At 28.9% G+C, this 25,769-nt stretch carries 27 protein-coding genes and 1 pseudogene; 4 read left to right on the top strand and 24 right to left on the bottom strand.

Annotation, left to right across the window (positions count from 1 at the left end; translation table 11 throughout):
* A pseudogene (locus BUB36_RS19305) lies at positions 1 to 155 on the top strand (integrase core domain-containing protein); the annotation flags it as partial.
* Between the two features lie 261 nt (positions 156 to 416).
* Here BUB36_RS19305 and BUB36_RS14530 read toward each other — a convergent pair.
* From BUB36_RS14530 to BUB36_RS14595, 14 genes are all read right to left on the bottom strand, one after another.
* Positions 417 to 2,402, bottom strand: coding sequence for an ABC transporter permease (locus BUB36_RS14530; protein ID WP_073151820.1), 1,986 nt, complete (start codon positions 2,400 to 2,402; stop codon positions 417 to 419).
* 1 nt (position 2,403) lies between these two features.
* Positions 2,404 to 3,156 carry an ABC transporter ATP-binding protein gene (locus tag BUB36_RS14535; RefSeq protein ID WP_073151822.1) on the bottom strand — a complete coding sequence of 251 codons (753 nt, stop codon included), beginning with the start codon at positions 3,154 to 3,156 and terminating at the stop codon, positions 2,404 to 2,406.
* A gap of 157 nt (positions 3,157 to 3,313) precedes the next feature.
* Entirely contained in the window at positions 3,314 to 4,345 is a 1,032-nt protein-coding gene (locus tag BUB36_RS14540; RefSeq protein ID WP_073151824.1) for a sensor histidine kinase, read from the bottom strand.
* The gene (locus tag BUB36_RS14545) at positions 4,342 to 5,016 is read right to left on the bottom strand and encodes a response regulator transcription factor (RefSeq protein WP_073151826.1); all 675 of its coding nucleotides are present in this window, start codon (positions 5,014 to 5,016) and stop codon (positions 4,342 to 4,344) included. The genes BUB36_RS14540 and BUB36_RS14545 overlap by 4 nt, the downstream gene beginning before the upstream one ends.
* A 435-nt stretch (positions 5,017 to 5,451) precedes the next feature.
* The gene (locus BUB36_RS14550; RefSeq protein ID WP_207550829.1) at positions 5,452 to 7,011 is read right to left on the bottom strand and encodes a flotillin family protein; all 1,560 of its coding nucleotides are present in this window, start codon (positions 7,009 to 7,011) and stop codon (positions 5,452 to 5,454) included.
* 46 nt (positions 7,012 to 7,057) lie between these two features.
* Positions 7,058 to 7,597, bottom strand: a complete 540-nt coding sequence (locus BUB36_RS14555; RefSeq protein WP_073151828.1) for an NfeD family protein — start codon at positions 7,595 to 7,597, stop codon at positions 7,058 to 7,060.
* Between the two features lie 234 nt (positions 7,598 to 7,831).
* Positions 7,832 to 8,605: an ABC transporter permease gene (locus tag BUB36_RS14560; RefSeq protein ID WP_073151829.1), complete on the bottom strand. Its 774-nt coding sequence runs from the start codon at positions 8,603 to 8,605 to the stop codon at positions 7,832 to 7,834.
* A 4-nt stretch (positions 8,606 to 8,609) separates the two neighbouring features.
* A complete protein-coding gene (locus BUB36_RS14565; protein ID WP_165613098.1) occupies positions 8,610 to 9,224 on the bottom strand; it encodes an ABC transporter ATP-binding protein in 615 nt (204 codons plus the stop codon).
* A gap of 9 nt (positions 9,225 to 9,233) precedes the next feature.
* Entirely contained in the window at positions 9,234 to 9,542 is a 309-nt protein-coding gene (locus BUB36_RS14570) for a PadR family transcriptional regulator (RefSeq protein WP_073151833.1), read from the bottom strand.
* 164 nt (positions 9,543 to 9,706) lie between these two features.
* On the bottom strand, positions 9,707 to 10,873 hold the full coding sequence (locus BUB36_RS14575) for a TraB/GumN family protein (RefSeq protein WP_073151835.1): 1,167 nt from the start codon (positions 10,871 to 10,873) through the stop codon (positions 9,707 to 9,709).
* 240 nt (positions 10,874 to 11,113) lie between these two features.
* The gene (locus BUB36_RS14580) at positions 11,114 to 12,169 is read right to left on the bottom strand and encodes an ABC transporter permease (RefSeq protein ID WP_073151837.1); all 1,056 of its coding nucleotides are present in this window, start codon (positions 12,167 to 12,169) and stop codon (positions 11,114 to 11,116) included.
* A 1-nt stretch (position 12,170) separates the two neighbouring features.
* Positions 12,171 to 13,382: an ABC transporter permease gene (locus BUB36_RS14585; RefSeq protein ID WP_165613099.1), complete on the bottom strand. Its 1,212-nt coding sequence runs from the start codon at positions 13,380 to 13,382 to the stop codon at positions 12,171 to 12,173.
* Positions 13,357 to 14,028, bottom strand: a complete 672-nt coding sequence (locus BUB36_RS14590; RefSeq protein ID WP_073151841.1) for an ABC transporter ATP-binding protein — start codon at positions 14,026 to 14,028, stop codon at positions 13,357 to 13,359. The genes BUB36_RS14585 and BUB36_RS14590 overlap by 26 nt, the downstream gene beginning before the upstream one ends.
* Positions 14,029 to 15,414, bottom strand: coding sequence for a hypothetical protein (locus tag BUB36_RS14595; RefSeq protein ID WP_073151844.1), 1,386 nt, complete (start codon positions 15,412 to 15,414; stop codon positions 14,029 to 14,031).
* A gap of 255 nt (positions 15,415 to 15,669) precedes the next feature.
* Between BUB36_RS14595 and BUB36_RS14600 the strand changes: the two genes are divergently transcribed.
* Positions 15,670 to 16,308 (top strand): hypothetical protein, encoded by a 639-nt coding sequence (locus BUB36_RS14600; protein ID WP_073151846.1) that lies wholly within the window; start codon positions 15,670 to 15,672, stop codon positions 16,306 to 16,308.
* Between the two features lie 333 nt (positions 16,309 to 16,641).
* Here the strand turns inward: BUB36_RS14600 and pduL are convergent, their stop codons facing one another.
* From pduL to BUB36_RS14615, 3 genes are all read right to left on the bottom strand, one after another.
* Positions 16,642 to 17,220: a phosphate propanoyltransferase gene (pduL, locus tag BUB36_RS14605; protein ID WP_073151848.1), complete on the bottom strand. Its 579-nt coding sequence runs from the start codon at positions 17,218 to 17,220 to the stop codon at positions 16,642 to 16,644.
* 100 nt (positions 17,221 to 17,320) lie between these two features.
* Complete coding sequence (locus BUB36_RS14610) at positions 17,321 to 17,620, bottom strand: MTH1187 family thiamine-binding protein (RefSeq protein ID WP_073151850.1); 300 nt, start codon at positions 17,618 to 17,620, stop codon at positions 17,321 to 17,323.
* Positions 17,621 to 17,866: 246 nt separating this feature from the next.
* Positions 17,867 to 18,451 (bottom strand): flavodoxin family protein, encoded by a 585-nt coding sequence (locus BUB36_RS14615; RefSeq protein ID WP_073151852.1) that lies wholly within the window; start codon positions 18,449 to 18,451, stop codon positions 17,867 to 17,869.
* A 208-nt stretch (positions 18,452 to 18,659) separates the two neighbouring features.
* Between BUB36_RS14615 and BUB36_RS14620 the strand changes: the two genes are divergently transcribed.
* Positions 18,660 to 19,034, top strand: a complete 375-nt coding sequence (locus tag BUB36_RS14620) for a class II SORL domain-containing protein (protein WP_073151854.1) — start codon at positions 18,660 to 18,662, stop codon at positions 19,032 to 19,034.
* 113 nt (positions 19,035 to 19,147) lie between these two features.
* Here the strand turns inward: BUB36_RS14620 and BUB36_RS19775 are convergent, their stop codons facing one another.
* The 3 genes from BUB36_RS19775 to BUB36_RS20560 all read right to left on the bottom strand — a co-directional run bounded on the left by BUB36_RS19775 (position 19,148) and on the right by BUB36_RS20560 (position 20,484).
* Complete coding sequence (locus tag BUB36_RS19775; RefSeq protein WP_165613100.1) at positions 19,148 to 19,321, bottom strand: hypothetical protein; 174 nt, start codon at positions 19,319 to 19,321, stop codon at positions 19,148 to 19,150.
* A 73-nt stretch (positions 19,322 to 19,394) separates the two neighbouring features.
* Positions 19,395 to 19,934 (bottom strand): hypoxanthine phosphoribosyltransferase, encoded by a 540-nt coding sequence (hpt, locus tag BUB36_RS14625; protein ID WP_207550830.1) that lies wholly within the window; start codon positions 19,932 to 19,934, stop codon positions 19,395 to 19,397.
* Between the two features lie 148 nt (positions 19,935 to 20,082).
* Positions 20,083 to 20,484: a YkvA family protein gene (locus tag BUB36_RS20560; RefSeq protein ID WP_073151856.1), complete on the bottom strand. Its 402-nt coding sequence runs from the start codon at positions 20,482 to 20,484 to the stop codon at positions 20,083 to 20,085.
* A gap of 299 nt (positions 20,485 to 20,783) precedes the next feature.
* Between BUB36_RS20560 and BUB36_RS14635 the strand changes: the two genes are divergently transcribed.
* A complete protein-coding gene (locus BUB36_RS14635; protein WP_073151858.1) occupies positions 20,784 to 21,323 on the top strand; it encodes a peroxiredoxin in 540 nt (179 codons plus the stop codon).
* Positions 21,324 to 21,380: 57 nt separating this feature from the next.
* Here the strand turns inward: BUB36_RS14635 and BUB36_RS14640 are convergent, their stop codons facing one another.
* From BUB36_RS14640 to BUB36_RS14655, 4 genes are all read right to left on the bottom strand, one after another.
* Positions 21,381 to 21,989, bottom strand: a complete 609-nt coding sequence (locus BUB36_RS14640; RefSeq protein WP_073151860.1) for an SIR2 family NAD-dependent protein deacylase — start codon at positions 21,987 to 21,989, stop codon at positions 21,381 to 21,383.
* Between the two features lie 114 nt (positions 21,990 to 22,103).
* The gene (locus BUB36_RS14645; RefSeq protein ID WP_073151862.1) at positions 22,104 to 23,645 is read right to left on the bottom strand and encodes a methyl-accepting chemotaxis protein; all 1,542 of its coding nucleotides are present in this window, start codon (positions 23,643 to 23,645) and stop codon (positions 22,104 to 22,106) included.
* Positions 23,646 to 23,854: 209 nt separating this feature from the next.
* Positions 23,855 to 24,463: a hypothetical protein gene (locus BUB36_RS14650; protein ID WP_073151864.1), complete on the bottom strand. Its 609-nt coding sequence runs from the start codon at positions 24,461 to 24,463 to the stop codon at positions 23,855 to 23,857.
* Between the two features lie 56 nt (positions 24,464 to 24,519).
* Complete coding sequence (locus BUB36_RS14655; RefSeq protein WP_073151866.1) at positions 24,520 to 25,416, bottom strand: hypothetical protein; 897 nt, start codon at positions 25,414 to 25,416, stop codon at positions 24,520 to 24,522.
* Positions 25,417 to 25,769 lie beyond the last annotated feature (353 nt).

The following is a 25,769-nucleotide window of genomic DNA, read 5'->3' on the forward strand; positions in this document are numbered from 1 at the left end:
ACTCAGTCCAATCAGCAAATAACTTAATTAGTATGTTTGTATTTTTCTATAATTTTGTAAGACCTCATTCATCTCTTAATGGTTTAACACCTGCTCAAGTTGCTGGATTAAATCTAAATGATAAAGAGAAGAAAAAATATCCTCTTGTAGCATAATTTTTGCTTGAATTTCGCCTAATTATTTTTTAAATGTTCGTCCTTGAAATTGTCAAGGGCGTGCGTTAGCACGTTCATTTTACCCTTGACAATTTTAAGGACGAACTTTTATCATCCTTCAGGCGAAATTTAAAACAATCTGAAGTAATTCTATAAAACATTGTACTATTTTTTCATATTAAGTTTACAAAGCCATATTTAATTATTATTATACCATTGTTTTAAGTGAAATTTAATTAGTTTTGTACTTAATTTAATACATCATTTTCTTTCAGTCTTTACTATCCTTGAATACTGTCCCTTAGTAATAAAATAGAATATACTGTAGACAACAGCATATATTCCATACATGACAGCTGAACATAGAAGAACAGTAATATAAGAGTTTTCATTTGCTATCATATTAGAAAACACTATAGTGTCTGCTGACTTCATCGCAAAGATACTATGAACTATCCCTATTAGCAATGGTATCAAAAAAACTGGTATAAGTCGTTTTGAAATCACTTTCCTTTCTGTATCTTCATCTAGTCCTATTTTTCTAAGCATACGATATTGATGTCTTTCTTCCTCCGCTGCCATTATCTGTTTAAAATACAATAAACTAGCAGTCATCAGTATAAATACAACTCCCATGAAAAAGCCGATGAAACAAATTAACCCAAAGGTTTGCAAAGATTCTTCATAAAGATTATATGCCGTTCTAAAGCCACTTGTACTGGCAAATAAAATTTTAGTTAACTCACGGTTTAATTCTGTAGATTTTAAAGATTTTTCATATGTAAATACAGTTACCTTATCATATGTATTTCCAACTCTATCAGTATCAGTTATATCTCCTATTTTTAAAAGATGATTAAAATCATCATCATTGATTACAATCATATGTTTTGCTCCAAAGAACAAAAGACGAGATTTTATTGTTGAAGTAACAGTTAATTCTCTATCTTTAAAGTTAAGCTCTTGTCCATTAACTGCATCAGCTATCCTATGTCTATCGTTTAAAAATGGATATACATATATTGCCTCACCAGCTCTTACCTTAAGAGGCTTGTAATCACATCTGCTTATAGACATGAGTTTATTGTATAAAGATTCAGGATATACCCTGAAATAATCCTCCTTAGTTATTCTAAAATATGAATTTTCAACCTCAGAAACTTCAATACTTGATGGACATGTATATCTTTGAATAGTAAGCTTTTTAATAATTTTTATATTATGTTTCTTAAATACAGCTTCTACATCGTCTAAAACTTTTTCCTGCCCACCATAAAAATACATATCGTATCCCAATTGTTCATAAACATCGTTTTCAATATTATAATACAGAGTATATCCTGTTGCAATGGCTGTTGTAGCTACTGCTGATAGAACTGCAATTGTAGCCATAACAGTACCTATAGACTTCATTCTATGTGAAAACCCAGATGTTGATATCAAATTAACTCCTCTATAATAGTCTCCCTTGTTTCTTTTTATGATATCTAGCACCTTTGGTAATCCACCCCAGAAAAACAAATACGTGCCAATTATAACTAAAACAAGAATTGGAATTGATGAATTTACAACACTTATTGGATTAGAGCCTGAAGCTAAGTAATAACCAAATCCAATTAGTATAATAGATAGTATCAAAAAGATTACTGCCCCCTTAGTCCTACCTTCCGATACTTTATGGGCTTTAAATAAATCAACTAATTCAAATTTATTGATAACCCTTAACCCCGATAAGCCCATTACAGAAAATATGGATATAAATATTATAGCCGTAATATAGGCTGCTTTAGGAGATATAGTAAATTCTATATCACCCATAAAAGACACCAAGGAAATATCCAAGAGAATCATTGCAATAAGTTTAGAGAAAAATATTCCTACTCCTATTCCAATGATAAGAGCAACAAAACCTACAATTATGATTTCAAGGAAAAGGAGCTTTCCAATCCTAGCATTTGTCATTCCAAATAAGGAATAAGTTGAAATCTCCTTTTTTCTAGCCTTTATAAAGCTCTTATTTGAGCTTATCAAAAAAAACATCACAAATACCATTATTACAATACCAAAACTTGTAAGTAGTGATTTATATCTTTCATCATATTTAAATGCCATTAAAACATATTCATTCTGCAGCAAGGCAAAAAAAGTATATGCAGTAAATACGCTAAAACTTAAGGAAAAAAAATACATTATGTATTTTTTTAAGTTTCTTTTTATATTAGACAAAGCCAATTTATATAGCTTCATTCTATTCACCTCCAAGGACGCTCATAACGTCAATTATGGAGTCAAAAAATTCCTTTTTATTATTTCCTGCATACAGTTCATTATATATCTCTCCATCACGGATGAACATTATTTTTTCACAATAGCTGGCTGCAAACACATCATGGGTTACCATGAGTATTGTTGTTTTATATTCATTATTTATAAATGATAATAATTCTAATAAATCCTTGCCTGATTTTGAATCTAGATTCCCAGTAGGTTCATCGGCAAGTATAATTTTAGGATTAGTAATGAGAGCACGACAGGCAGCAGCTCGCTGCTGCTCCCCTCCTGATACTTCATAGGGGTATTTTCCTAGTACTTTAGTAATACCCATATTCTTGCTAATTTTCTTGAGCTTATCTTCCATCACACCGGGCTTATGACCTGACAATGCCAAGGGCAATATGATATTCTCCTTTAGAGTCATTGTTTCAAGTAGGTTATAATCCTGAAAAATAAAGCCAATATTCTCTATTCTATGCTTAGCAAGCTGTTTTTTATTTAGGCTAGTAATATCTTTGTCTCCCATTATTAATCTGCCTGTTGTTGGTTTATCTATACTTCCTAGAATGTTAAGAAGAGTCGTTTTACCAGAACCTGATGGACCCATTACACCTATAAATTCCCCTTCCATTACTTCAAAACTTATATTTTTAAGAGCCATGTACTGCTTTATACTTTTTTTACTTCCATATACTTTTCCAATATTTATAAGTTTTAATACTTGCATTATCCTTCACCTCCATATGATTTACCGATGGGTATATATAAATCATATATTATAAGGTTTTATGGTAAAATTGAATCACCTTACATTTTAGATGTTTAATATTACATTTTCGTCATTTTCTCTGTAGAAACAGTTCTTTATATTGTTATAAGTTTTATTATGACATTTTCGCAACGCTATAAATAGTTTCATTTTTTACAAAGGTTAAGTTAAACTGAGCATATTTACCATATTCTGACTCCACCCTTAATTCATGTCCAAGCATATCACTTAATTTTTTTGAAAGGTACATTCCGTAGCCCGTTGCCTTCATTCCATTTCTTTTTGAAGAAGTATAACCCTTCTTAAATATTTGAGCAATATCTTTAGCTAAAATTCCCTCTCCACTATTTCTTATTTGTATTGTTATTTTGTTTTCTTTTTTAGTAGTATTTATAGAAATATGCCCATTAACGGGTGTATATTTAACTGCATTTGATAGAATCTGTGAAATTATATATGTACTCCATTTTTCATCTGTCAATACTTTGTAATTATCACCTGAAATAGATATATTTATCTTTTTATAACTAAAGAAATTAGAATATCCCTTAAGGGCAGCCCCTATTAATTTCTTTGTTTCTATTTCTGAAATCTTATAATCATTATAGAATGTATTGGATTTAATATGGTAAAAAACCTTTTGTATACATTGTTCTATAGCTGCTATTTCTGTATCCATTTTGCGATAGAACTCCTGACCGTGGTCACCATCATGGCTCTCTAAAATGAGTCGCATAGCAGAAATGGGAACTTTTATGTCATGCACCCATTTTGTGATAAATTCCAATTCCTCCGAAGACTTTGTACTTATATCTGATTTAAATATCTCATATTCCTTTGCTAAATTATGGACTATGTTACCATACTCTTTGTCCATAGGATATATAAATTCATCCAATTCCTCATCAGAAAGAGGATTATTGCTGCAATAGCTTTTAAACTTATTTATACGCAAATTATAAATAGTATAGTCGATTATGAGAAAAATAATGAATAATAGTATTAAACCTACCACGACATATTTTGCATTTGATTTGGACATAGTAAATTTTTTATCTAATTTATAAACAATAACTGAAAATATAAAACTAACTGCTATAAATATATATGTAAGCCATCTTTCCTTTAAATAATTGATAATACTCATATTAGTTTATACCCTTCTCCCTTAATCGTCTCTATGTAATCAGAGCACCCTAATTCCTTTAGTTTTTTACGCAGCCTATTTATATTTACAGTTAAGGTATTGTCATCCACAAAACTTTCATCATCCCATAAAGCTTTGATAAGACGTGGTCGAGTAATCGTTTTTTTTGAATTCCTCATAAGAAGAGCTAATATCTTACATTCATTATGGGTTAGCCTTATTTCCTTTTCTCCACAAAAGATACGGGAATCTTCTATATTCAAAATGATGTTTCTGTGCTGGAGTACATTTAATGTATGGTCGCTATATGAATATGCTCTGCGTAATATAGCCTGCACCTTTACTATGAGCATGTCCAGTGAGAATGGCTTTTCTATGTAATCATCTCCGCCTTGTATAATCCCACGTATTTTATCTCCTTCTGTATCCCTTGAGGATATAAAGATAATAGGTACATTGGAAATTTGTCTTATCTTGGCACACCAGTAAAATCCGTCATAGTATGGCAGGTTTATATCCATTAATACAAGATGGGATTCAAATGCAGTGTATTCTCCTAAAACATTATTGAAATCTGATACAATTAAAGCATCATATCCCCAGTTTTTTAGTTTATCCTTCATAATTGAAGATATTGTATCATCGTCCTCAACTATTAATATTTTATACACGATTCATCACTCCTTGCTATTATTATATCAGACTGCTTAAAAATAAAAACTAACCTTACATTTTTGTTAGCCCTTTAAGTTATAAGTTACATGTTCCAAGTTTTAAATACTAGGTCTTTCTATTAAGTTTTTAAAAAACAATTTGCACCAATATTTTACTAATAATAGTTTCAATTTTACTTCTAGCACTTTATTTTACTCAGTTCTAGCTATGCAATTTTTTGCAAAAAAAAAAGTTTGAGTTCCTAGACAACAAGCAAGCCAGTAATTTTTAGTGCCTAATTAAAAATTACTGGCTTATTTTTTATAATATATAGGAACAGACATTCTGTCATGCTGAAAGAAACATTTATGAAATTTCAAAATCCTTGTGTATCATTTTTAAATAGTAAAATGTATTCTTATCAATATGTCTTGGTTAGTTTTAAATTAATATTACTCGATTGCATCCTGTGCTTTAATTATTTCTTTATTGGCTATTTCATCTTTACTTACTTCTTCTTTATTTGCGCTGTTTTCTATTAGCTTAGCAATTTCTCCATTTGGATTCTTTTTTATTAAATCTAAAATATTAATTCCTGTTATTGCTTCTACAGTTTCTGGAACTTGTGATATCATATTTGTCACATAGCCAGATACCTTTGAAGCACCACTAGATTTACCTTCTCCACCATTGTCAACAATAACAATTTTCTCTGTTTTTGAAAGTGGTTCAGCCATACTCTTAGCAATTTCAGGTAATTTTTCAACTAGCATCTGTATAATAGCTGCTTCATTATATTGCTTAAATGCTTCAGCCTTTTCAAGCATTGCCTCGGCTTCAGCCTTACCTTTTTGTTTAATAACCTCTGCTTCAGCATTACCTTCTAATCTTATTGCTTCAGCCTTTGCTTGACCTTCAAGTTTAATCATCTGGGATTTAGCCTCAGATTCTTGTATAACTTTAAACTTATAAGCCTCTGCTTCTAGAGTTGTAGCTCTTGATCTAGCTTCAGCTTCTTGTATTTGCTTATATTTTTGGGCTTCAGCTTGCTTTTTAACACTTGCTTCAAGCTCTTTTTCTTTTCTTATAGCTTCTTTTTCAGCTACTTCCGTTTCTTTATCCTTCTTTAAAAGCTCTACAGCCATTTCTGTTTCTGTAACTTCTTGCTTCACTCTATTTTCCTCGATAATATAAGCAAGGTCAGCCTTGGCTTTTTCAGTTTCCTGTTCCTTTCTATATGCCTGTACTTTAAGTTCTTTATTTTTATTAAACTCTGCTATTTCAGTTTCTGCTTCTATCCTAGCTTTTTCCCCTTCTTTGTAGGCTATAGCAGTATTTATCTTAGAATGTTTTTCAGCTTCAGCAGTTTTAATATCTCTTTCAGCCTTTGCATTTGCTTCAGCAATCTCAGCATCTCTCTTAACTTCTGCAATTCTTTTCTTTCCTAATGACTTAAGATAACCATTTTCATCTGATATCTCTCTTATTGTAAATGCTTTTATTTCTAATCCCATACTAGCTAAATCTAATGCAGCAACCTCTTGAACCTCAGAAGCAAATTTTTCTCTATCCTTATATATTTCTTCCACTGTCATCTTTGAGATGATTTCACGAAGCTTACCTTCAAGTACGTCCTTGGCTGTAGCTTTGATAAAGTTTATTGTATCAGCTTCTTTGCCTGTATTAAATTGCTCTACAGCAGAATATATAGATTCTTCATCAGATTTTACTTTTATCACTGTAACACCATCTACTATTATGTCCACACCTTGTTCTGTCAATGCCCCTTCAGTACGAACAACTAGCTTCATATTTTCAAGAGAAATCATATCTGCACGTTCAAACAAAGGAATAACTAATCCTCCACCTCCAGAAATAACTCTCTTCTTTAATCCAGTAACTACCAATGCCTTATCTTGAGGTACTTTCCTCCACATGCTTAAAATACCTATTACTAAAATTATAATTACTGCTACTATAATACCTGGAATAATAAAGTTTGTAATTCCCATAAAATATCATCCTTTCAAAACACCTTATTTTTTAATATTCATAGGGTTAAATCTCGGAAAACAGCTCTTCACTAGTTTCTACATAGAAAACATTATTATCTATTGATATAATCACTACCTCTGTTCCTCTTTCAATAGCTTTGTTATTAATGCTTTTAGCTGGTGACGAGTATGTATTTCCCTTGTTAGTATAGGTTATCTGACCAAATCCATTTTCCATTATTTTTGATGTAACATTAGCTGTCATTCCTATTAAATCTTTTTGGGAAGCTGCACTAGTATTTTGAGCTTTAAATAATGGCAATACTAATAGCTTATATATAATAAATGTAGTTATATAAGCTATTGCTAAGGATATAATAAGGCTAACAACCGTTGAAAAACCATTTAATGTTGCCATTATTCCTACTCCTCCAAATACTGTTATAAATGTGACTATAGTTATTGGCTTTATTGGTATAAAACTTAATATCGGAAAATCAACATCTCCATCAAAATCTAAGGAATCAAATAAATGTCCTAAAATCAATGTAGCAACGGCATACAGAATTCCTGTAATAAATGTAATCTTATATATTAGAAACATGAATGAATACTCAAACCCCCCTTTCAAAACTGCTAATCATCCCAACAAAGACTTACAAATTTTATGCCACAATGTTATTATATTACATACAAGATATATTTTAAATAGATTTTTGGTATAAATTTTATACATTTCATATTATTAACATATACAATTTTTATTTATCTTATAAGCCATAATATCAGCCTAATTTTTTAATAAACAAATGAAATTATAACAAGTCTCAATTAACTTTTAAAATATCAGAATATCATAGTCGTCAAAGGCTTTTAAAGCTGTAAATAATATTGATAAAATAGCACTAAAATACCTTGCAATCAAAATAGCTACCATAATTGCAATCTGATATTTTATAGCAGTTAATGGTACTGCTCCACCTAAAATTTGTCCTGTCATCATTCCTGGTAAGGCTACCAATCCTATAGTTTCTATGGCTGCCATAGTAGGATTTACTGAAGCCAAAACAGCACTTTTAAAATAAGGGGTTAAAGCTTCTATTCTATTTCCACTAAGAGCTAAAGAATAGAAATATTCATTTTTATTTTGCTTTATAGAGTTATAAAAATTATTTATACATATTATATTGCCACTTAAGCTATTTCCTAATAGCATGCCTCCAATAGTAATAATGTACTGAGCATTAAATAAATTTTCTAATCTTATAACGAAACCATTGAAAAATAATAGTACTATTACATTGGGTATGATAAAAGCTAATAATAGTGGAATAATAAATTTGTTTATTTCAAAATTGCAGGATCTAATCACTGTAAAACTTGCAACTATTATCATAAATATAAAATAGACAAAATTTATAAAGGGAATATTTATACTGAAAATATATTGTAAAATAACACCAACTAAACTAAGCTGTATTACCATTCTTCCTATAGAATAGAAAATTTTTTTGTTTATTTTAATCTTTAATTTATAATTTATTATAATTATTGGAATTATTAAGATTAATAAGCTACTCATTGATAAATAAGATATATCATTTACATTCATATTTTTACCACTCCTCTATTCTAACAACATCATTTTTACACCAAATCCTATCATGGGAAATTATTAATATTGTCTTATTTTGCTTTAAAACATAATCTACTACTATCTCCTTGGTATCTTCATCTAATCCAGAAGTGACTTCATCTAAAAGCCAAACCTCCCTATTTAATAATATGCATATTATTAAACCTAACCGTTGTCTTTCACCACCAGAAAGCTGGCGAACTTCCTTTTCTAAAATATCTTCTGAAAGCTTAAAATATTGAAGATTCATTATAATATAATGCTTGCTAATCTTTATATGCCTATTATTTTTATATGAAAAAATTTCTTCAATTAGATTCCAAACTCTATCTTTTCGCACATCAACATCTTGACTTACATAACCAATATTTTTCCTAAAATACAAAAGATTATTTTTATTAAGTCTCTTACCATTAAACAATATTTCACCACTATTAAGTTTTTCAAATCCTAATAATAATTTAAACAATGTTGATTTTCCTTTACCTGAAGGCGAATTTAAAAGTATCTTTTCTCCTTTATTAATTTTTAAACTAAAATTCTCAAATACAACCTTATCATCAAAACGTAAATTAATATTTTTAAATTCAATCAAATCCATCACCTACTCTCTAATCTCATGCGTCAACTCAGTAGCCTTTTCTATTGCTTCTTTTAAAATTTCTTCTCCTAGCTCTGTTGTTCTATAAAATTTTATTATTCTGCCATCTACATTTTTTTCTGTTTTACATAATAAATCCTCCTTTTCCATTCGGTTCAATAAAGGATATAAGGTTCCAGGACTAATAGTATAACCGTGCTCTTCCAGCTCTTTCATCATCCATGTACCGTATATTGGTTCATGTTTAGCATGATATAAAATGTGTATTTGCATAAATCCTAAAAATAACTTTCTCAATATCTTCTCCTTCATAATTCCCTCCACTTTTAAATATATATCGTGTATCGATATCAATTTCAGATATCATTATGCGATATTATATCAGTAAAAAAATATTTAGTCAATAAAACGATTATTATCTAAAATGCTTAGCTATAGAAAAACCTAGCAAGAACAATAACTTGCTAGGTTTTATACTATAAACTATTGATAAACAATCTAACTATGTCAGTTCCACTAATCACAGTTCCAAGCACACTTCCAAGGTTTGCTAAAACCACTACGAGTAAGGTACGAGTTACTTTATTCTTCCAAAATCCTTTAAAACTAAGAATATCGTTGGATAAATTTTGAAACTCTTTAACGTTTGGCTTTCTTACCAACACTTCAACTAGCCCTGCAAACCATCCTGCAGCTACAAGGGGGTTTAATGAGCTTATGGGGGCAGCTAAAAAAGCAGTTATAATTGATAATGGATGGGCAACAGCAATGGCCGCACCTATGGCAGATAAGCTGCCATTCCATAATATCCAACTCCAAACTTGCTTTGTACCAATATCTCTATTAATTAAAAATGTTGAAGCAATTAGAAGAATAATAATTATCGGAATCCCCCATGAAATATATTTACCTATGTTCTTTTGTTTAGGTAATTTTTTTAAATCTTTTAAGTCATTTTCCTTAAATATTTCTCTTTTTACTCCTGGTATATGGGCTGCTCCTAAAACTGCAACGATTTTTTCTCCAGGAGCCTCTTTAATTTTTTGTGCTAAATATTTGTCTCTTTCATCTACTAGGGCTGTTTTTAATCTAGGCATACTTTTTGTCATATCATCTAAAGCTAAATTCAGCATATCTTCAGATTTTAGTTTATCTAAATCTTCTTCACTTATTTCTTCATTGTCAAAAATGCTGTATATCAATTGAAATAATAGTTTTATCTTATCCCACAATCTAAGATTAGCTAGTATTCTCCTAAAGGTTATTTCAATATTTCTATCTGCCAATACAATATCAGCATTAGCTTCCCTTGCCGATTCAATGCCTTGCACCATTTCTTGGCCAGGATTTATTCCCAATTGTTTAGCAATCTTTTTTTGATAGGAAGCCATAATTAAATTGGTTAAAAATAGCAATGCTTTCTTTTCCTTGATAATCTTAATTATATCCATATTAGCCCATCTATCTTTGTCTTGTAAAGAATTGTATCTTTCTTCACATAGCTCTACACAAACTGAATCTGGCTGTTCTCCTTCAATTACTTTCTTTACTTCATTTACACTATTCTGAGATACGTGGGCAGTTCCTATTAAAACTATTTTTTTATCATTAAGGCTTAATTTATGTATATTACTACTTGCCATTAAATCACCATCTCCAATATTTTATTATTTACAAATATTCTTTAAAAATTCTTCACTAACTCATACTTGTAAATAATATATATAATATATACATATTTTATCAGATAGCTTGATAGAAGTCTATTTAAAGTAACTTAATAAAATACTATCCTTGTCTCATTTCTTTATAAAGCAAATGATACCTAAAATAGAAAACCATTAAAGCTTACTATTTTTCTATTTCCTTATGAACCATATATATCAGATTTTAAAATACATATACCACTTAATAGGAAAAAGCCATGAAGCGTAATTGATTAACCTGCTCATTCCATCTAGTAATTCAGAACCTAAAATCATTGAAACCAATAAATATACCTGACTAGCAAGGCCATAGCTTTTTTTTGAATTGAAAATCAATCCAATTAATATAATTATAAGCCAAGTACATATGGTATAAAATATAGTAAATAATATTACGTTAATAAAGCTTATGATGCTTTGAAGGCTAAAAAAGCCTACTATAAAATATGATATAGTAAATGGAATCATTATATTTAACATCAATAGAAGTAGATTTGTAACATAATACTGTAATTTATTTAATCCACATAGCTCAAGACGTGTAATTATTCCTCTTTCTCTATCATCAACCGTCTTCTTACCAAAACTAATAATGAAAAATATTATTATAGTCCCCCAAAGAATTTTAAAAACAAAGTTGTCTTTAGTCTCACTATCTTCTAATATCCCTGATTCATTATTAATGTTTGTAATTTTCAAAGACAATATTTTATTATTGGTCATGGCCTCTTTAAATCTCTCTTTGAACTCTTCTTCTTTAAAATCAGGATCTAAGCTGTGGATTCTACTTAACACATCTACATATAACCACTTTCTTACTACAATTAAGCTAACTTGATCGTTGAGCCATTTAACAGCCGTAGAATTAACCTCTTTATGAGAAATCAATATGTCATCAAATTCTCCCATAAGAATCTTGCTTTGAAATCCGTCCTTTATTTCATACACTACATCGTATTTTCCTCTTGATAGTCTCCTTAAACTTTCCTCTATGTCTTGTTGAATATAAAGATCTATCTCCCTATATTCTTTCATATTATTAATAAAAGAAAAGGAAAACTCACTTTTGTCATGATCTATAATGGCTGCGCTATATACCTTTGAGGGATCTCTAGTTTCTTTATTAAAGCATATACATATATAAGCTATTACAAGGGGTATTATTAAAAGCATTATTATATTGCTTTTTTTAAAGAACTGCTCCTTAATTTTTATTCTTAATAAGGTTTTCAAGCTATACACCCCTTTTTTTATGTGCATAATAAATTGATATGATAAGTATTAAAAAATAAAAAAGGATTATTAAGATACTTCCAATAGATAAAGAATATCCTAGTAGTAGGTTATGGCCTATTGCAAGTATGTTGAACCTGCTTAAAGCAGCAAAAATCTTGTTCATGGAAGTAAGTGGTAAAATAATCCCACTGGCCAATGAAAGGATGAGAAAAAACATAACAAAACAGGAATCTCGCACTATATCATTAGATATCAAAACATAAAATATTATTACAATCATATGAATAATTACATTTGTTAAGGTAAAATATGTAATGAATTTTAAAAGCTTACCTATAGATAAAGCATCAAAAGAAACCATATAAATAGCCTTAAATATAATTAAAAGTACAGTTGAAAAGGTCACTCCTGCTATGATTTTTGCACAATATATATGCAAGAGATTGACACCACTGCTTAAAGCACGTCTAATTCTTCCTTTTTTGAAATCATCATCTATATCTAAATGAAACATCACTGCACTTATAATAGAAATAATAAGTAAAGATGCTGAAAAGTAATAGCTGATAAGTGATGCACCATAGAATTTATCTAAATCCTTACTTTCTTCAAAAACTCCACCCCTTGTAAGAAATACACTCATATAATTTAGTGCAATCTTATTCAACTCCTTTATTCTACCATCGAAGTTAAATCCATTAGCCTTCATAATATCCCAATAAATCATTGCTCCACTTTGACCTTCATTTAGTACCTTAACAAGATTTTTTAAATAATTAATTAAAAATTTGACTGCAATGTTTGAAGTATTCCCTACGTACAAGTTTAAGGATGCAGCTTTTCCATAATTTAAAAGCTCAGTGGTGCCCTCATCTACATGTATCAATGCTACTACCTCATTATTTTTTAGCAGCTTGAGACCATTATCTAAGTTGGTTTCTTCAAATTCAACTATATTCTTTAATTTGTTCTCTGTTATATTTTTCATAAGGGTATTTACTTCAAATGAATTATCTTCAATAGATAGAGCTACTTTAGTTTGAATCTTAATACCATTATTTTTTGATATAAAAATAAACATGTTAACAAATAGAATCAGTAACAAAGCCAGTAGAACTATGTTCGACAGCTGGTTTATAATTCGTTTCATCTCTATTTTTGTCAACATGCTTAACTTATTGTATTCAAATTTTAGATTTGACTTCATCATCAAAATCACCAAAATATTTTTGTTTTCCATTCTCTAGAATAAGAAGCTTATTACATGTATTCTCTAGAAATTCTATCAAATGACTTGTAATAGTAATAATTTTCCCTTGACTTCTCATATTTGAAATAATATATTCAATATCTCTCCTAGCCCTATAATCTACACCAACTACAGGTTCATCCATAAATACGAATTTAGGATCTCTAATCAATCCTATAGCAATGTTTACTCTTCTTTTTGTTCCACCAGAAAGCTTAGAAACTCTAGTTTTAAATTCATCCATCAAGCCTAAAGCCCTTGCTATATTTGTAGCCTTATTTAATACAATCCTTGTATCATTACTAATTGTTGAACCAAACAATAAAAGGTTATCCTTTATATTAAGCTCTTCATAAAGTGCTATATCTTGAGGAACATATCCAATAATATCCTTTTTTTCTCCTTTATATAAATCCCCATTAACATAATATGAGATATTTCCCTTTGTAGGTTTTATGATTGTAGATAAAATAGAAATCAAGGTGGATTTGCCGGCCCCATTTGGACCGGCAATACCTAAAACATCTCCATCATTCAGTATAAAACTTATATTACTCAAGATATTCTTATTTTCTATAGTTTTACATATATGACTTACCTTAAGCATTTAAAATCCTAATCCATTTAGCATGAAAGGTAAAGTCATTTTCATTTGATTCAACATACCATCTACGTTATTTATAATTTCTTCACTTTCCTCAGCTGGTAATACTTTAGCTTCTGCTTTAATATCTGATATTAAAGTCTCTATGGCTTCTCCTCCTAATAATTCAGAGGCTAGATTACTTATTACCTCTTGACCTAGTTCTTGAGCTAGAGCATCATCATTTTCAAGGTTCATAAGATTAACTTTATCAGATTCTTCCTTTGCAACGTCAACCTTTACATCTTTATCAAATGCATTGTACGAAATTACTTCCTTTACATTGATAAATTGGGATTTAATATCGAATTCAATTTGTCTTATAATATGCTCTTTATCGATAGCTATAATATAGCTACTTCCAAAGTTTTCAAGATCAGCCAATTCAGGCTTTGTAGAAATTGACTTGAACTCACTGATAACTTCTTCTAGACCTTTATCCCAATTATTAGCTATTTCATCTTCAATTTCCTTCATTCCTTCATTGAATTCTTCTTCAGTTAAACCAAATTTTTCATAATCTTTATTCTTAACAACTAACTCCTTAAACTCCTTTACTCTGGCTTGAACTAAGGCCTTAACAGCTTCATCTCCTTTAGCAATTTCTAAAAGGTCTGCATAAACATCATAAATATCTAGTATATCAATATTTAATTTATATTTAGTAGCCTTAATTTCTTTTTCCTCACCATAAACATTTAAAGATACTTTGTTATCATCAAGCTTTTCAACCTTTCCTTGTAGATAATCATAAATAACCTGCTTGTAAGGTTGATAGTTTTTAACTACAGCTTTATAAAGATCATCCTCTTTTTTTATTAGATCTAAGTATGCTCTAATATCTATATCATTTAAATTAAAGTCATACCCTTCAGCTTTCATAGCCTCATTAATATCAACGTATAATGATTTTTTGTAAAGCTTAGGTACCTTTATACCAAGCTCCCATGGTTTAAGATAAAGCTTACCATCTACTAATACTTTTCCACTATAGTTTATTCCCAAACCAGCATCCATTTTAAATAAATCATTACCTTCTTCAGTTATCATGTTCACATCATAAAGAATTTCAAACTTCTTAAGTAAAGAATTTACAAACTTAGCCATGGCTTCTGGGTCCTGGGACATATAGTCAAATACTCCTTGTTCAATTGCTAATTTCTCATCAAGCTCAGTCGTAACCGAAATAGTAGCATTTACATTGGTTTTTTCTCCTGTCTTCACAGAACTGTACATAATATGATTAATTGGATCCTTAGTAATCATATAATTCTTTACTGCTGGATAAGCTAAAGCCGCTACAACTACTAAAATTACTGCTACCAATATTGCAATAGTTTTTTTGTTCATTAAAAAAATCCTCCTTTGTTATTTGTTTACGATTTGCAAAAGTGTATCTACTCTTATTGAATTTACACTCAAATAAATAACGTACTTACATATAATATAATTTTTGAGCTGATTTGACAATGTTTTTGATAAAATTTAATATCCAAAACTTTTTCAGACTCCTAAATAAATTAACTTTTGAATAAAGGTATATATAATTTATACCGAAATATATAATATAAATATAAAATTTATTTTAGTTAAGGGTGAGTTCATATGAAGATTTCTTCATTAAAGAAAAATAGAATTCGGACTAGCTTTGTTGATAAAAATACTATGGTAAATAAAACCAATGACGTGGAATCAATATCCTCTATACAAACTATACAAAATTCATCGCAATACTCTTCAGAAAATCATCTTATTTTTTATGATGAATTTTATGACAATCTTAAGGAATTAAAAAAGGAATATAAAAAGTTTTATCATGATGAACAAGCTCTTGAAAATGCTATATATAATTTAAACAGTGATAAGGATAAACTATTGGAAAATATGAAGGATTTAATACTAAAGTATAATAATGCAATAAAATCATTAACCTCATTTGATAAAGCCTTTGGAACCAATCATTCTGCTAAAATACCTAGAATACTTGGAGAGTACAAAACCAAATTAGAAAACTTAGGTATATATGTTATTGGAGATAAAGGACTAAAGCTTGAAGAAAATGTTTTTATAAAGAAAATACAAAATAATGAAAATGTACAAGACTTTCTATTTACACCTGCTAAAGGTCTTATAATAAAGTTATTTGCAGCTTTTAAAAGTATAAAGATTCCAAAAAAAGAAGCCTTAGAAAAAAAATATGAAAGTGCTAATTATAAAGGAATGATATTAGATAATAGAACTTAATAATAATTCTAAGGCAAAGCAGCATATTTTTAATTTATTCTTATTTTTTAATTTTTTTCATTAGGTCATTTTTTTTAATAAATCCATGAACCTCATTTACTAATTAATCGTACTTCTTATGTCCTTTTTCAATAAAAAACATATATATAGTTTTTCCATACCATAGCAAAACTTAATTTATACATATCAAAATATCCAAAGCTTTTAAGAATTTTTGATGAGTATAAATTAACTGTTTCACTAGAATATCTATATATAATATAAAACCATAGCAATTATATACAATGCTATGGTTTTATATATTTAAGTAATATTTTTTATATAAAATAGTCTTTACTCCTTAATAATCTCTACCATATCTCCATTTTTAAGACCAGCAGCATTTCCTTCTTCCAAATCAACATGGAATTCTAACGCATAGTTTGGATTTACTCTAGCCAAAACATTCTCAAATATCAAACCTCTCTTACCTTCAATACGAACCTTTACAATATCTTTGTCATTAATACCAAATTTTTCGCCATCACTGGTATGCATATGGATATGCCTTGCAGCAGCAATAACTCCTTCTTCAATCTCAACCTCACCTTTAGGCCCAACAATTTTTAATCCAGGGCTTCCTGCTATATCACCTGAATCTCTAACAGGAGGTTTAACACCTAATACAAATCCATCGGCAAGAGCAACTTCAACTTGGGTATTTGGTCTTGCAGGACCTAATACTCTTACCCCCTTTATTGTTTTTTTAGGACCTACTAAGTCAACCTTTTCTTCACATGCATATTGTCCTGGTTGAGAAAGGTCTTTAAATTTAGTAAGCTCATGACCTTCTCCAAATAAAATATCAATATGCTCTTTACTTAAGTGTATGTGACGGTTAGATAAACCAACTGGTACTAAATATTTACTCATTTTTTTCCTCCTCTAAGCCTTTTTGTATACATAATACATTACTAATTATCATATAATTTCTGTCCTATGTCAAACAAAAATTAGAATATTGAAGAGTAATTTATAGCTTTTCTTTCACTGATTTTATCTTCCCTTCCATTGTGGAATTTTTATCTCTTCTATCATCTATTTTTATACTGGTAGATACCCTCAGTGCTCCATTTTTAAAAGGAATTTCATGCATTCTCCTAATTATATCTAAGATTAAATCCAAATCACCTTGAATTATTGTTCCCATTGGTGTTAGTTGATATTTGACATTTTCCTCTCCCTCCAATACTTTATGGCAGTCTGCCACATATTTACTTAAGCTAGTATCCTTAGTACCTAAAGGAACTATAGTAAATTCTACAATTGCCATAGCATAGAAACCTCCCTTATATAAATATATTTTTTTAAAAAAAGGTTGAACTTATGTAAAATTAAAAATGCAATTTTAAATTTACATATAGGATTTACATGGTAAAACTTAATTTATACATGTACAAATACGTAATCCTTCTTAACGTTTTGGATGTATATAGATTAAAGTCTCACTATATAACTACATAATTCTAACTTTACTAAACTTCATATAAAATATTACCCTTAATTATGTTATTTAAAATCAATAATCTGTTTGATGTTTGCATAACTCTTTTCCCATAATATAAGCTTTATCTAAAATATCTACTCTATTCCTAATATTTAAATTATCCGTATCATCCATAAGTAACTGCTTAAAGGATTTAATATTAATAGCTTTAAAAAATAAATCAGCAACTTTGAAAGCCCCAATAAATCCGTTATCCCCTTGTTTTGCTCCAGCAGTACATATGAAAATTCCGTTTCTCTTTTTATTTATGTCTATCATTGGCTTATTTAATATAAATTTGCTTGCCCAAAGTGCATGGCAACGATCAATCATCAATTTACTTATACTGCTTACTGAATTAAAGTATAATGGAGAAGCAAATATAATTATATCGGCTTGGTCAAACTCCTCATATAATGTTTTCATATCATCTTCGTATATACATCGGCCTAGTTCTCCACATTTATAGCAACCAACGCATGGGTTTATACGTAATCTAGCTAATTCATATTTGTGTACTTCTGCTTCACACTCTTTAACTCCCTTTATCAATTCTTCTAATAGTATATCCGTATTCCCTTTTATTCTAGGACTACCCAATAAAGCTAATACCTTCAATTTTTACCTCCATATATTTTTTTCATAAATACCTCTATTTTTAAATATACTATAACTAGCTTATATTTCCAACCCTTAAGAGAAAAAATTCCTTTATTTAATATATCTAGTATTGAAAATAAATAATCCATATTTATTTGTTATTTTCTTTTCTTTTTGGATATATATATAATAGACAAATTGAATTTTAAATATTGGAGGTAATATAATGAAAACATTAGGTCACTTTTTACAAACTGGAGATTGGAAAGGCGAAAAACATGTACCTGTAATTCATGCGCCTGAAAAAACTAAAGCTGGTGAAGCTTTTGAATTAAAAATATCTATAGGTGATGAAATTAAGCATCCAAATACTTTAGAACATCATATTTCATGGTTTAAAGTATTTTTCCATCCAGAAGGATCAAAATTCCCTGTTGAAATAGGAAATTTCAAATTCACTGCCCATGGTGAAGGTGATATATATGATGAACCTGTTGTTTCAACAAATGTTAAGCTTAATAAGTCAGGTACTATATATGCCTTAAGCTATTGTAACATTCACGGTCTTTGGGAAAACTTCAAAGAAATAGTCGTTGAATAAAACAAAAGCCCCTTTTATTAGGGGTTTTTGTTTTATTTAATGACATTAAAATATTACTAAATTTTTAGAACAACAAACTTTGAACTATAAAATACGCCTTGAAGCGTATTTTATTATGCCATAGCCTTTTCCAATTTATCAAGGTACTGCAATGGAAAGTGTCTAAGCAGTTCTTTAAACTGTTCAACAGTTAGTCCTGCTGTAGTAGTATAAATCTTTATTTTTTCATCTAAACTTGCACTAATAAATCTTTGCTTTATAGCTTCAAATTCAGCCAATGTAGCCATATAATCACTCCTTAAATATTTCTAACATTATTATTAGTGCTTTTAAAAATTTTATACTACTTAATATATAAATTTATTTTTGATACGCTTCTTTCTTTAATGAAGCGATAAATGGTAAATTCCTGTACTTTTCAGCATAATCAATCCCATAACCAACAATAAACTCATCTGGTATTTTAAATCCTAAATAGTCAATTTTTATATCTACCTTTCTTCTATCTGGCTTGTCAAGGAAGGTACAAATTTTTATACTTTTAGGCTTTCTCGATTTAAGATTTTCTAATAAATATTTGAGTGTTAAACCTGTATCTATGATATCTTCTACTATTATGATATCTTTATTCTCTATACTAAAATCTAAATCCTTATTTATCTTCACCACTCCAGAGCTTTCAGTAGAAAGCCCATAGCTAGAAACATCAATAAAATCTACAGTTATGGGTATTTCAATTCTCCTTATTAAATCACTTAGAAAAATATTTGCTCCTTTTAAAACACCAATCACAATTGTATCTTTGCCCTTATAATCCTCTGTAATCCTCTTGCCAAGTTCAATTACTTTTTCTTTGATTTTTTCTTCAGTAAATAGAATATTTTTTACATCATTTTTCATATTTAACACCATCCTTATTATTACTACGAATATAATAATATCATAAGAATACATTTTTTCGCCAAAATTTTTATACTTATAATTTCTATTTTTTATCTTTTCTATACAAAATACTCGACAACTTCAATACTTAACGAAATTTTATATATCATTCATAGTCTTTATCCTTTATTTCATATTCGACATTTTCAATTGTTTTTTCTTTATCTATCCTTATATTTTCCTTTTCTTGGTTAGATATATATTTATCTAATTCACTTGAAATTAATGAAATTACATATATAGCTAGTAAAGCGTCATCAATTAACCCAAATCCAACAACAACCTCTGGTATCAAGTCCAAAGGAGAAAATACATATATTAGCATTGATGTAACCATTATCTTTTTTAATATACTTACGTTTTTATCTACTAAATATTTGTATAAGACAGATATTCTTTTAAAAAATTTAAAAATTACCCTAAAATAATTAAAATTACTATACCTTTGGTAATAATTCCTTTTAATATGAAATCCTCCTTTCAAATACTTAATTTCATCTATTAACATCTTTCATTAAAATTTCTTTTTATGAACCTATTATTATTATTCACTATATTTTAAAATTATCCTTCTCAAAACTTTAAATGAGAATAAATTTCAAATGGATGTTTAGATTTAAATTTAACTGGGTAAATAACAAATAATAAAATAATAATTATATATTAACTGATTGTATAACACATATGAAATAAAATTTTTGAGAATAATAAAATATGTAATTTAAAGGTTTTCATAAATGTTTTATACAATATGTTAAAACAAAATGTATGATTTTGTATTTAAAATAATAAGGAGGTTATTTGAAAATGGCTGAAAGAATAGTTGGAGTAAAAGCTCCAAATTTTGAAATGAAAACTGCGTTAGGGGATGGTGAAAATTTTAGCATAGCGTCTCTTGCTGACTATAAGGGTAAATGGTTAGTTTTATTCTTCTATCCACTAGATTTTACATTCGTTTGCCCTACAGAGATCACTGGGTTTAGTACCAAATATGAAGATTTTAAAAAGCTTAATGCAGATATATTAGCTGTTAGCACAGATAGTATCTATTCCCATAAGGCTTGGATGAATCTATCACCCAACGAAGGTGGATTAGGAAGGCTAAAATTCCCTATAGCTTCTGATATAACTCATAAAGTTTCAAGGGATTATGGTGTTTTGGTTGAAGAGGAAGGAATAGCTTTAAGAGGTCTATTTATAATAGACCCAGATGGAGTGATAAAATACTCTGTTATACACGATTTAAATGTAGGAAGAAGTACAGATGAGGTTCTTAGAGTTCTTAAAGCTCTTCAAACTGGAGGATTATGCCCACTTGGCTGGGAAGAAGGAGACGAATTATTATAGACCTATAACAGCACTTGATTTAAAACAAGAACCCTCGATTAATATCGTGGGTTCTTGTTATTGTATCCCCAATAAGTTTTCTAAATATTTAGGAACTAATTCCATAGCATTTTCATTAATAATATCTACTTTTACACCTTGACTTTTAGCTCTTTCTACTATAAATCCTGCTGTTGATGTGTAGAATGACGTTCCTATTACAAGTAAAACATCAGCAGAATCTATTATATCCATAGCTTCCATATATCCTGGTATCATATCACCATATAGGACTACATTGGGCTGCAGAATTTCATTACAATCTGAGCAATAAATTGAGTCATATACTGTATCAAAGTTATATTCTTTATTGCACTTAGGACAAAACACATATGTAAGGTTTCCATGGATTTCTAAGACCTTCTTACTCCCAGCCCTTTCATGCAGGGAATCGATATTCATAGTTATAATTGGCACATCATACTTAGCTAATGCTCTATGAGCATCATTTGGCTTTGCTTCTTTTATTTTTTTTCTGAATTCTTTAAGAATATTATAAAACTCCATGGGATAACTGTTAAAATAGCTCCTACTTAATTTTTCTCTCAAATCTCCAAGCTCAACAAAAGTAGGTATGCCACTATCTCTAGAAACTCCTGCTCCAGTAAAAGCCACTAATTTTTTCATTTTTCCACTCCTTAAACAGGTTAATTCGTATAATTTTATCTGTTTTTGTTCTAATTTGCAGTATTATTGCTATTTCCATGGCAATATTATTTTTCAATCCATAACCTCAAAATACTATATCAAATTAAGATCTGCCATTAAAACCCCTATAATTTCATTATTTTCGTTCCTTACAGGTGTTGCAACAGCTACACAATAATTATTTGAATCTATTGATATATAGGGTTCAGAAATATAATCCTTCCCATTGATTGCTTCTTTAAAATAATTCCTATGACTACAGTTACAATACAAATCATCATTTTGTATATCTAGTGCTTTATCATAATTTATTGCTAAAGTATCTCCATTTTCATCAAAAAAGTTTATTTGTTCATAATACTTATATTTATCAATTATTTCTTCAAAATATTTTTCTAAAGAATTCTTGTCTAAAGTCTTTAATACTTTGTTCTTAGCGATTTCTTTTAAATTTTTCATACCTTCTTCAATAATATGTTTTGTATTATCGTCTATTTTATAATCTTTTATAAAGGATTTTATTACTTGCTTAATTTCTCTAGTCATATTATTTAACTCTTTAAGGGAAGAAAACATTTCTTTAACCATAGAAAACTGTTGGTCAGTAGTTGCAGAGGCTTGTTGTGCTGCTCCTGTGTTTTCTTTAGATATATTAGTTATATTTTGCATGAACCTTTGCATATTCAAAATTTCATCTGCTTCAGAACTAGCTAAATTATGTATTTCATCAATTAAATTAAGTGTATACTCAGTTGATGAAATTATTTCATTAAAGTATTCCTTTGCACTATTAGCAACATCAATGTCCTTTTTTACGCTTTCACATTCTTCTTTTATTTCATTTGCAATAATATTTATCTGATTTTCAATATTACTAATTAAATCTCTAATTTTATTTGAGGAATCAGCAACCTCTTCTGATAGTGATTTTACTTCTTCTGCCACAACTGCAAATCCCTTGCCCATTTCTCCAGCCCTTGCAGCTTCAATAGAAGCATTTAAAGCTAATAAATTTGTATTTGTACTTATAGTACTAACTGATTCGGTAATAATGTGTATTTCTTGTGCCTTAGATTCTAATTTATTAATTTTAGCAGCTAATTCCAAACTATTGTTAGCATTATCTTCCATAATATTTAATATACTATGAAATATTTCTTTACTTTTATTAACGGTTTTCTTTGCATCCACAGCTTGATTCTTAGCATTTTCTGTTTTCGAAATTATTAAATTAAAATCCTCTCCAAGTCTTTCAGTATAGTCATAGGCCTTTAAAATATATTTTGATTGATTTTCCATATTCTCAGCAATTTCTGATATTACTTTAGAATTCTGATTAGCTCCATAATGTATATTCTCAGCATTCTCTGTCATTCCAATCACATATTCTTCTACACGGTCAACAGCCGAGTGTACATTTGCTATAAAACCTCTCATGTTTCTTAATAAAGAATTAAATAAATTATAAACAGATGTTAATAAAAACTTTCTATTTACATCAAAGCTCTTAGTAAAATCCCCGTTAGCAATTGATTCTATCTTTTTTTCTTCAGCTTTAACACTTCTCAGCATTTTGATATTTAATGTAATTGATAATATTAACATTATCAATAAAAGCGTTATAGCAATATACATACTTTTCACCTACTTTTAGCTGTTTATCTCTAATTTTATATTAATATTATAACATATAATTGTATTAATATTTATAATTTTCCAATTATAATTAAACATGCTCTATGTTCTTATTCCTATACATAATAATTTCATATTAATATCAGTATTTAACTATATCCATAAGTCTTTTATAAATTTGTTTCTATTCCTGTGGCTGTGATAACTTTTTAATTAATGTAACCAAAAATGTCAATAATAGAAATAGGAAAAAGCCCCATACCAAAGACTTTTCCCTTGTTCCATTGATTTTGTTCTATTAATCGTATATTGGACTCTCTATCGCTCTTATATATTCTTACAAATACTTGTTCGTCTTTAATGTTTTCTTTGAAAATTTTATTATTTACTTGAAAGTTTATAATCGACTTTCTATTATTTGTGTTAACTCCATATAATAATATTAAGTATCTATCTTTGTTAATCATATATTGACTATAGGAGATGGGTTCTGTTCCTTCTCCAATAGCTATAAGTTCATAGCGGTTGATAAGTTCATGCTTTCTATAAACCGCATGTCCATAAATCTTTTTATTTAGTTTTTTAGATGTTATACTATAGATATATACTCTTATATCCTCTCTATCTATTTGTTTTTCAATAACTAGTGAATTAAAATCTAAATTGAAATTTTTTGCAACATGTGTTTTTGAAGAAAGAAGTTTATTCTGTAAATGTTGAGTAGTTTTTGACTCATTAATGAAATTAAATTTAATAAATAACACACAAATAAGAATTACTATAGAAACTATTGCTGTAATTAATATTCTTGACTTCATAATAACCCTCCCGCTTGAGTTAAAGGTTCTGACTACCAAGCTGTTTAATTTATTTTTTAATATTGAATACCAGTAATGGTTACTGATAATGGCCATTGACTTTTTTTAGGAGATACAGTAAATCCTACTCCACCTGAAGAAATACTAGCTGAATATGAAGTATCTCTATATGTATGAACATATTTTACTGTAATTTCAGTATCTTGTTTTTCTTTCCTTCTTTTGTAAAGCGTTATATCTCCACTAATTCCACTAGCATGAATTGAATTTTGACTAGAAGCATTTAGCCTTTTTCGATCTTTGAATCCCCAAACCTGTCCTCTATTCGCATTATGATCGACTTCTCTAAATGATATTTTAGTCTTTTTATCATTATATATTCCACTGATTGACATATCTTCGCAAGCCATTTCTCCACCCCAATAGAATCCTATAAAATCATCACCAACTGCTGGTCTTTCTTTTGTTGATGCATACCAAGGAAAATCCCAGTTTGCAACTGTTTCTACATAATATTGGACTTGCCTGCTGGTTGTTGGAGTTTTCTTATATACAAAAAGCATTAAAGTTAAATTGTTATATTCATCTTTTTTATACTTGTTATCTGAATTTTTATTAAGCTCTATATGTCCATTAATATCCTTTACACTTGTAATTTGAGGATTCATGGAAATTATTTCCTGAACTTCATTTTTAGTTAGCAATCTGCTTTCAATTATATTGTTTTCGTTTTTCAATTCGTCTACTTTATAGGTCTCTTTAACTATTACAGAAGTAGTTTTAACTGCATAGAGTTCTAAACCTTGAGCTAAATTTGAAGCTATCTTATTCTGTATTTCTTTATCATTACCTACAATATCGTTAAGTCTTTGTTTGATATCTTTATCACTAATATTTTCTGATTTAATAGTGGATTCAGTACCTAAATTATTGGTGAATCGTATCTCTTTCACATCTTTATCCTGAATTATTCATAGAAAACATCAAAAATGATTGAATCGTAGTATTAACAAGTAGTCCAACAAATTGGACTTTGCACCCATTGGGTGAAATAACAAAAAAATAAAGAAAAGAACCTAATTTTGTGTTAAAGTTAAAGCGTTAAAACAAAAACTATATCACGAAAAGAGGTTCTTTCTATGACAAGTTTACATCAAAATTCACTTAACTTCAACAAAAGTTTTTCATATGATTTCGGTGGAGGTAATCTTTCTTCAGATGCAGGGTTAATAATAGTTCGTTCTTTTCTTGAAAAAATTGGCTTAATACCGCTACTTAAAACCCTTTTTAAGGATGATACTGCAAG

The sequence above is a fragment of the Paramaledivibacter caminithermalis DSM 15212 genome, assembly GCF_900142245.1.
Lineage (GTDB): Bacteria > Bacillota > Clostridia > Peptostreptococcales > Caminicellaceae > Paramaledivibacter > Paramaledivibacter caminithermalis.

Coding starts and splice junctions, on each gene's coding strand:
- BUB36_RS14530 (WP_073151820.1), bottom strand. CDS start 2,402: ATGAAGCTATATAAATTGGCTTTGTCTAATATAAAAAGAAACTTAAAA.
- BUB36_RS14535 (WP_073151822.1), bottom strand. CDS start 3,156: ATGCAAGTATTAAAACTTATAAATATTGGAAAAGTATATGGAAGTAAA.
- BUB36_RS14540 (WP_073151824.1), bottom strand. CDS start 4,345: ATGAGTATTATCAATTATTTAAAGGAAAGATGGCTTACATATATATTT.
- BUB36_RS14550 (WP_207550829.1), bottom strand. CDS start 7,011: ATGGGAATTACAAACTTTATTATTCCAGGTATTATAGTAGCAGTAATT.
- BUB36_RS14555 (WP_073151828.1), bottom strand. CDS start 7,597: ATGTTTCTAATATATAAGATTACATTTATTACAGGAATTCTGTATGCC.
- BUB36_RS14560 (WP_073151829.1), bottom strand. CDS start 8,605: ATGAATGTAAATGATATATCTTATTTATCAATGAGTAGCTTATTAATC.
- BUB36_RS14570 (WP_073151833.1), bottom strand. CDS start 9,542: ATGAAGGAGAAGATATTGAGAAAGTTATTTTTAGGATTTATGCAAATA.
- BUB36_RS14575 (WP_073151835.1), bottom strand. CDS start 10,873: ATGGCAAGTAGTAATATACATAAATTAAGCCTTAATGATAAAAAAATA.
- BUB36_RS14585 (WP_165613099.1), bottom strand. CDS start 13,382: ATGATGAAGTCAAATCTAAAATTTGAATACAATAAGTTAAGCATGTTG.
- BUB36_RS14590 (WP_073151841.1), bottom strand. CDS start 14,028: ATGCTTAAGGTAAGTCATATATGTAAAACTATAGAAAATAAGAATATC.
- BUB36_RS14595 (WP_073151844.1), bottom strand. CDS start 15,414: ATGAACAAAAAAACTATTGCAATATTGGTAGCAGTAATTTTAGTAGTT.
- BUB36_RS14600 (WP_073151846.1), top strand. CDS start 15,670: ATGAAGATTTCTTCATTAAAGAAAAATAGAATTCGGACTAGCTTTGTT.
- pduL (WP_073151848.1), bottom strand. CDS start 17,220: ATGAGTAAATATTTAGTACCAGTTGGTTTATCTAACCGTCACATACAC.
- BUB36_RS14610 (WP_073151850.1), bottom strand. CDS start 17,620: ATGGCAATTGTAGAATTTACTATAGTTCCTTTAGGTACTAAGGATACT.
- BUB36_RS14620 (WP_073151854.1), top strand. CDS start 18,660: ATGAAAACATTAGGTCACTTTTTACAAACTGGAGATTGGAAAGGCGAA.
- BUB36_RS19775 (WP_165613100.1), bottom strand. CDS start 19,321: ATGGCTACATTGGCTGAATTTGAAGCTATAAAGCAAAGATTTATTAGT.
- hpt (WP_207550830.1), bottom strand. CDS start 19,934: ATGAAAAATGATGTAAAAAATATTCTATTTACTGAAGAAAAAATCAAA.
- BUB36_RS20560 (WP_073151856.1), bottom strand. CDS start 20,484: ATGTTAATAGATGAAATTAAGTATTTGAAAGGAGGATTTCATATTAAA.
- BUB36_RS14635 (WP_073151858.1), top strand. CDS start 20,784: ATGGCTGAAAGAATAGTTGGAGTAAAAGCTCCAAATTTTGAAATGAAA.
- BUB36_RS14640 (WP_073151860.1), bottom strand. CDS start 21,989: ATGAAAAAATTAGTGGCTTTTACTGGAGCAGGAGTTTCTAGAGATAGT.
- BUB36_RS14645 (WP_073151862.1), bottom strand. CDS start 23,645: ATGTATATTGCTATAACGCTTTTATTGATAATGTTAATATTATCAATT.
- BUB36_RS14650 (WP_073151864.1), bottom strand. CDS start 24,463: ATGAAGTCAAGAATATTAATTACAGCAATAGTTTCTATAGTAATTCTT.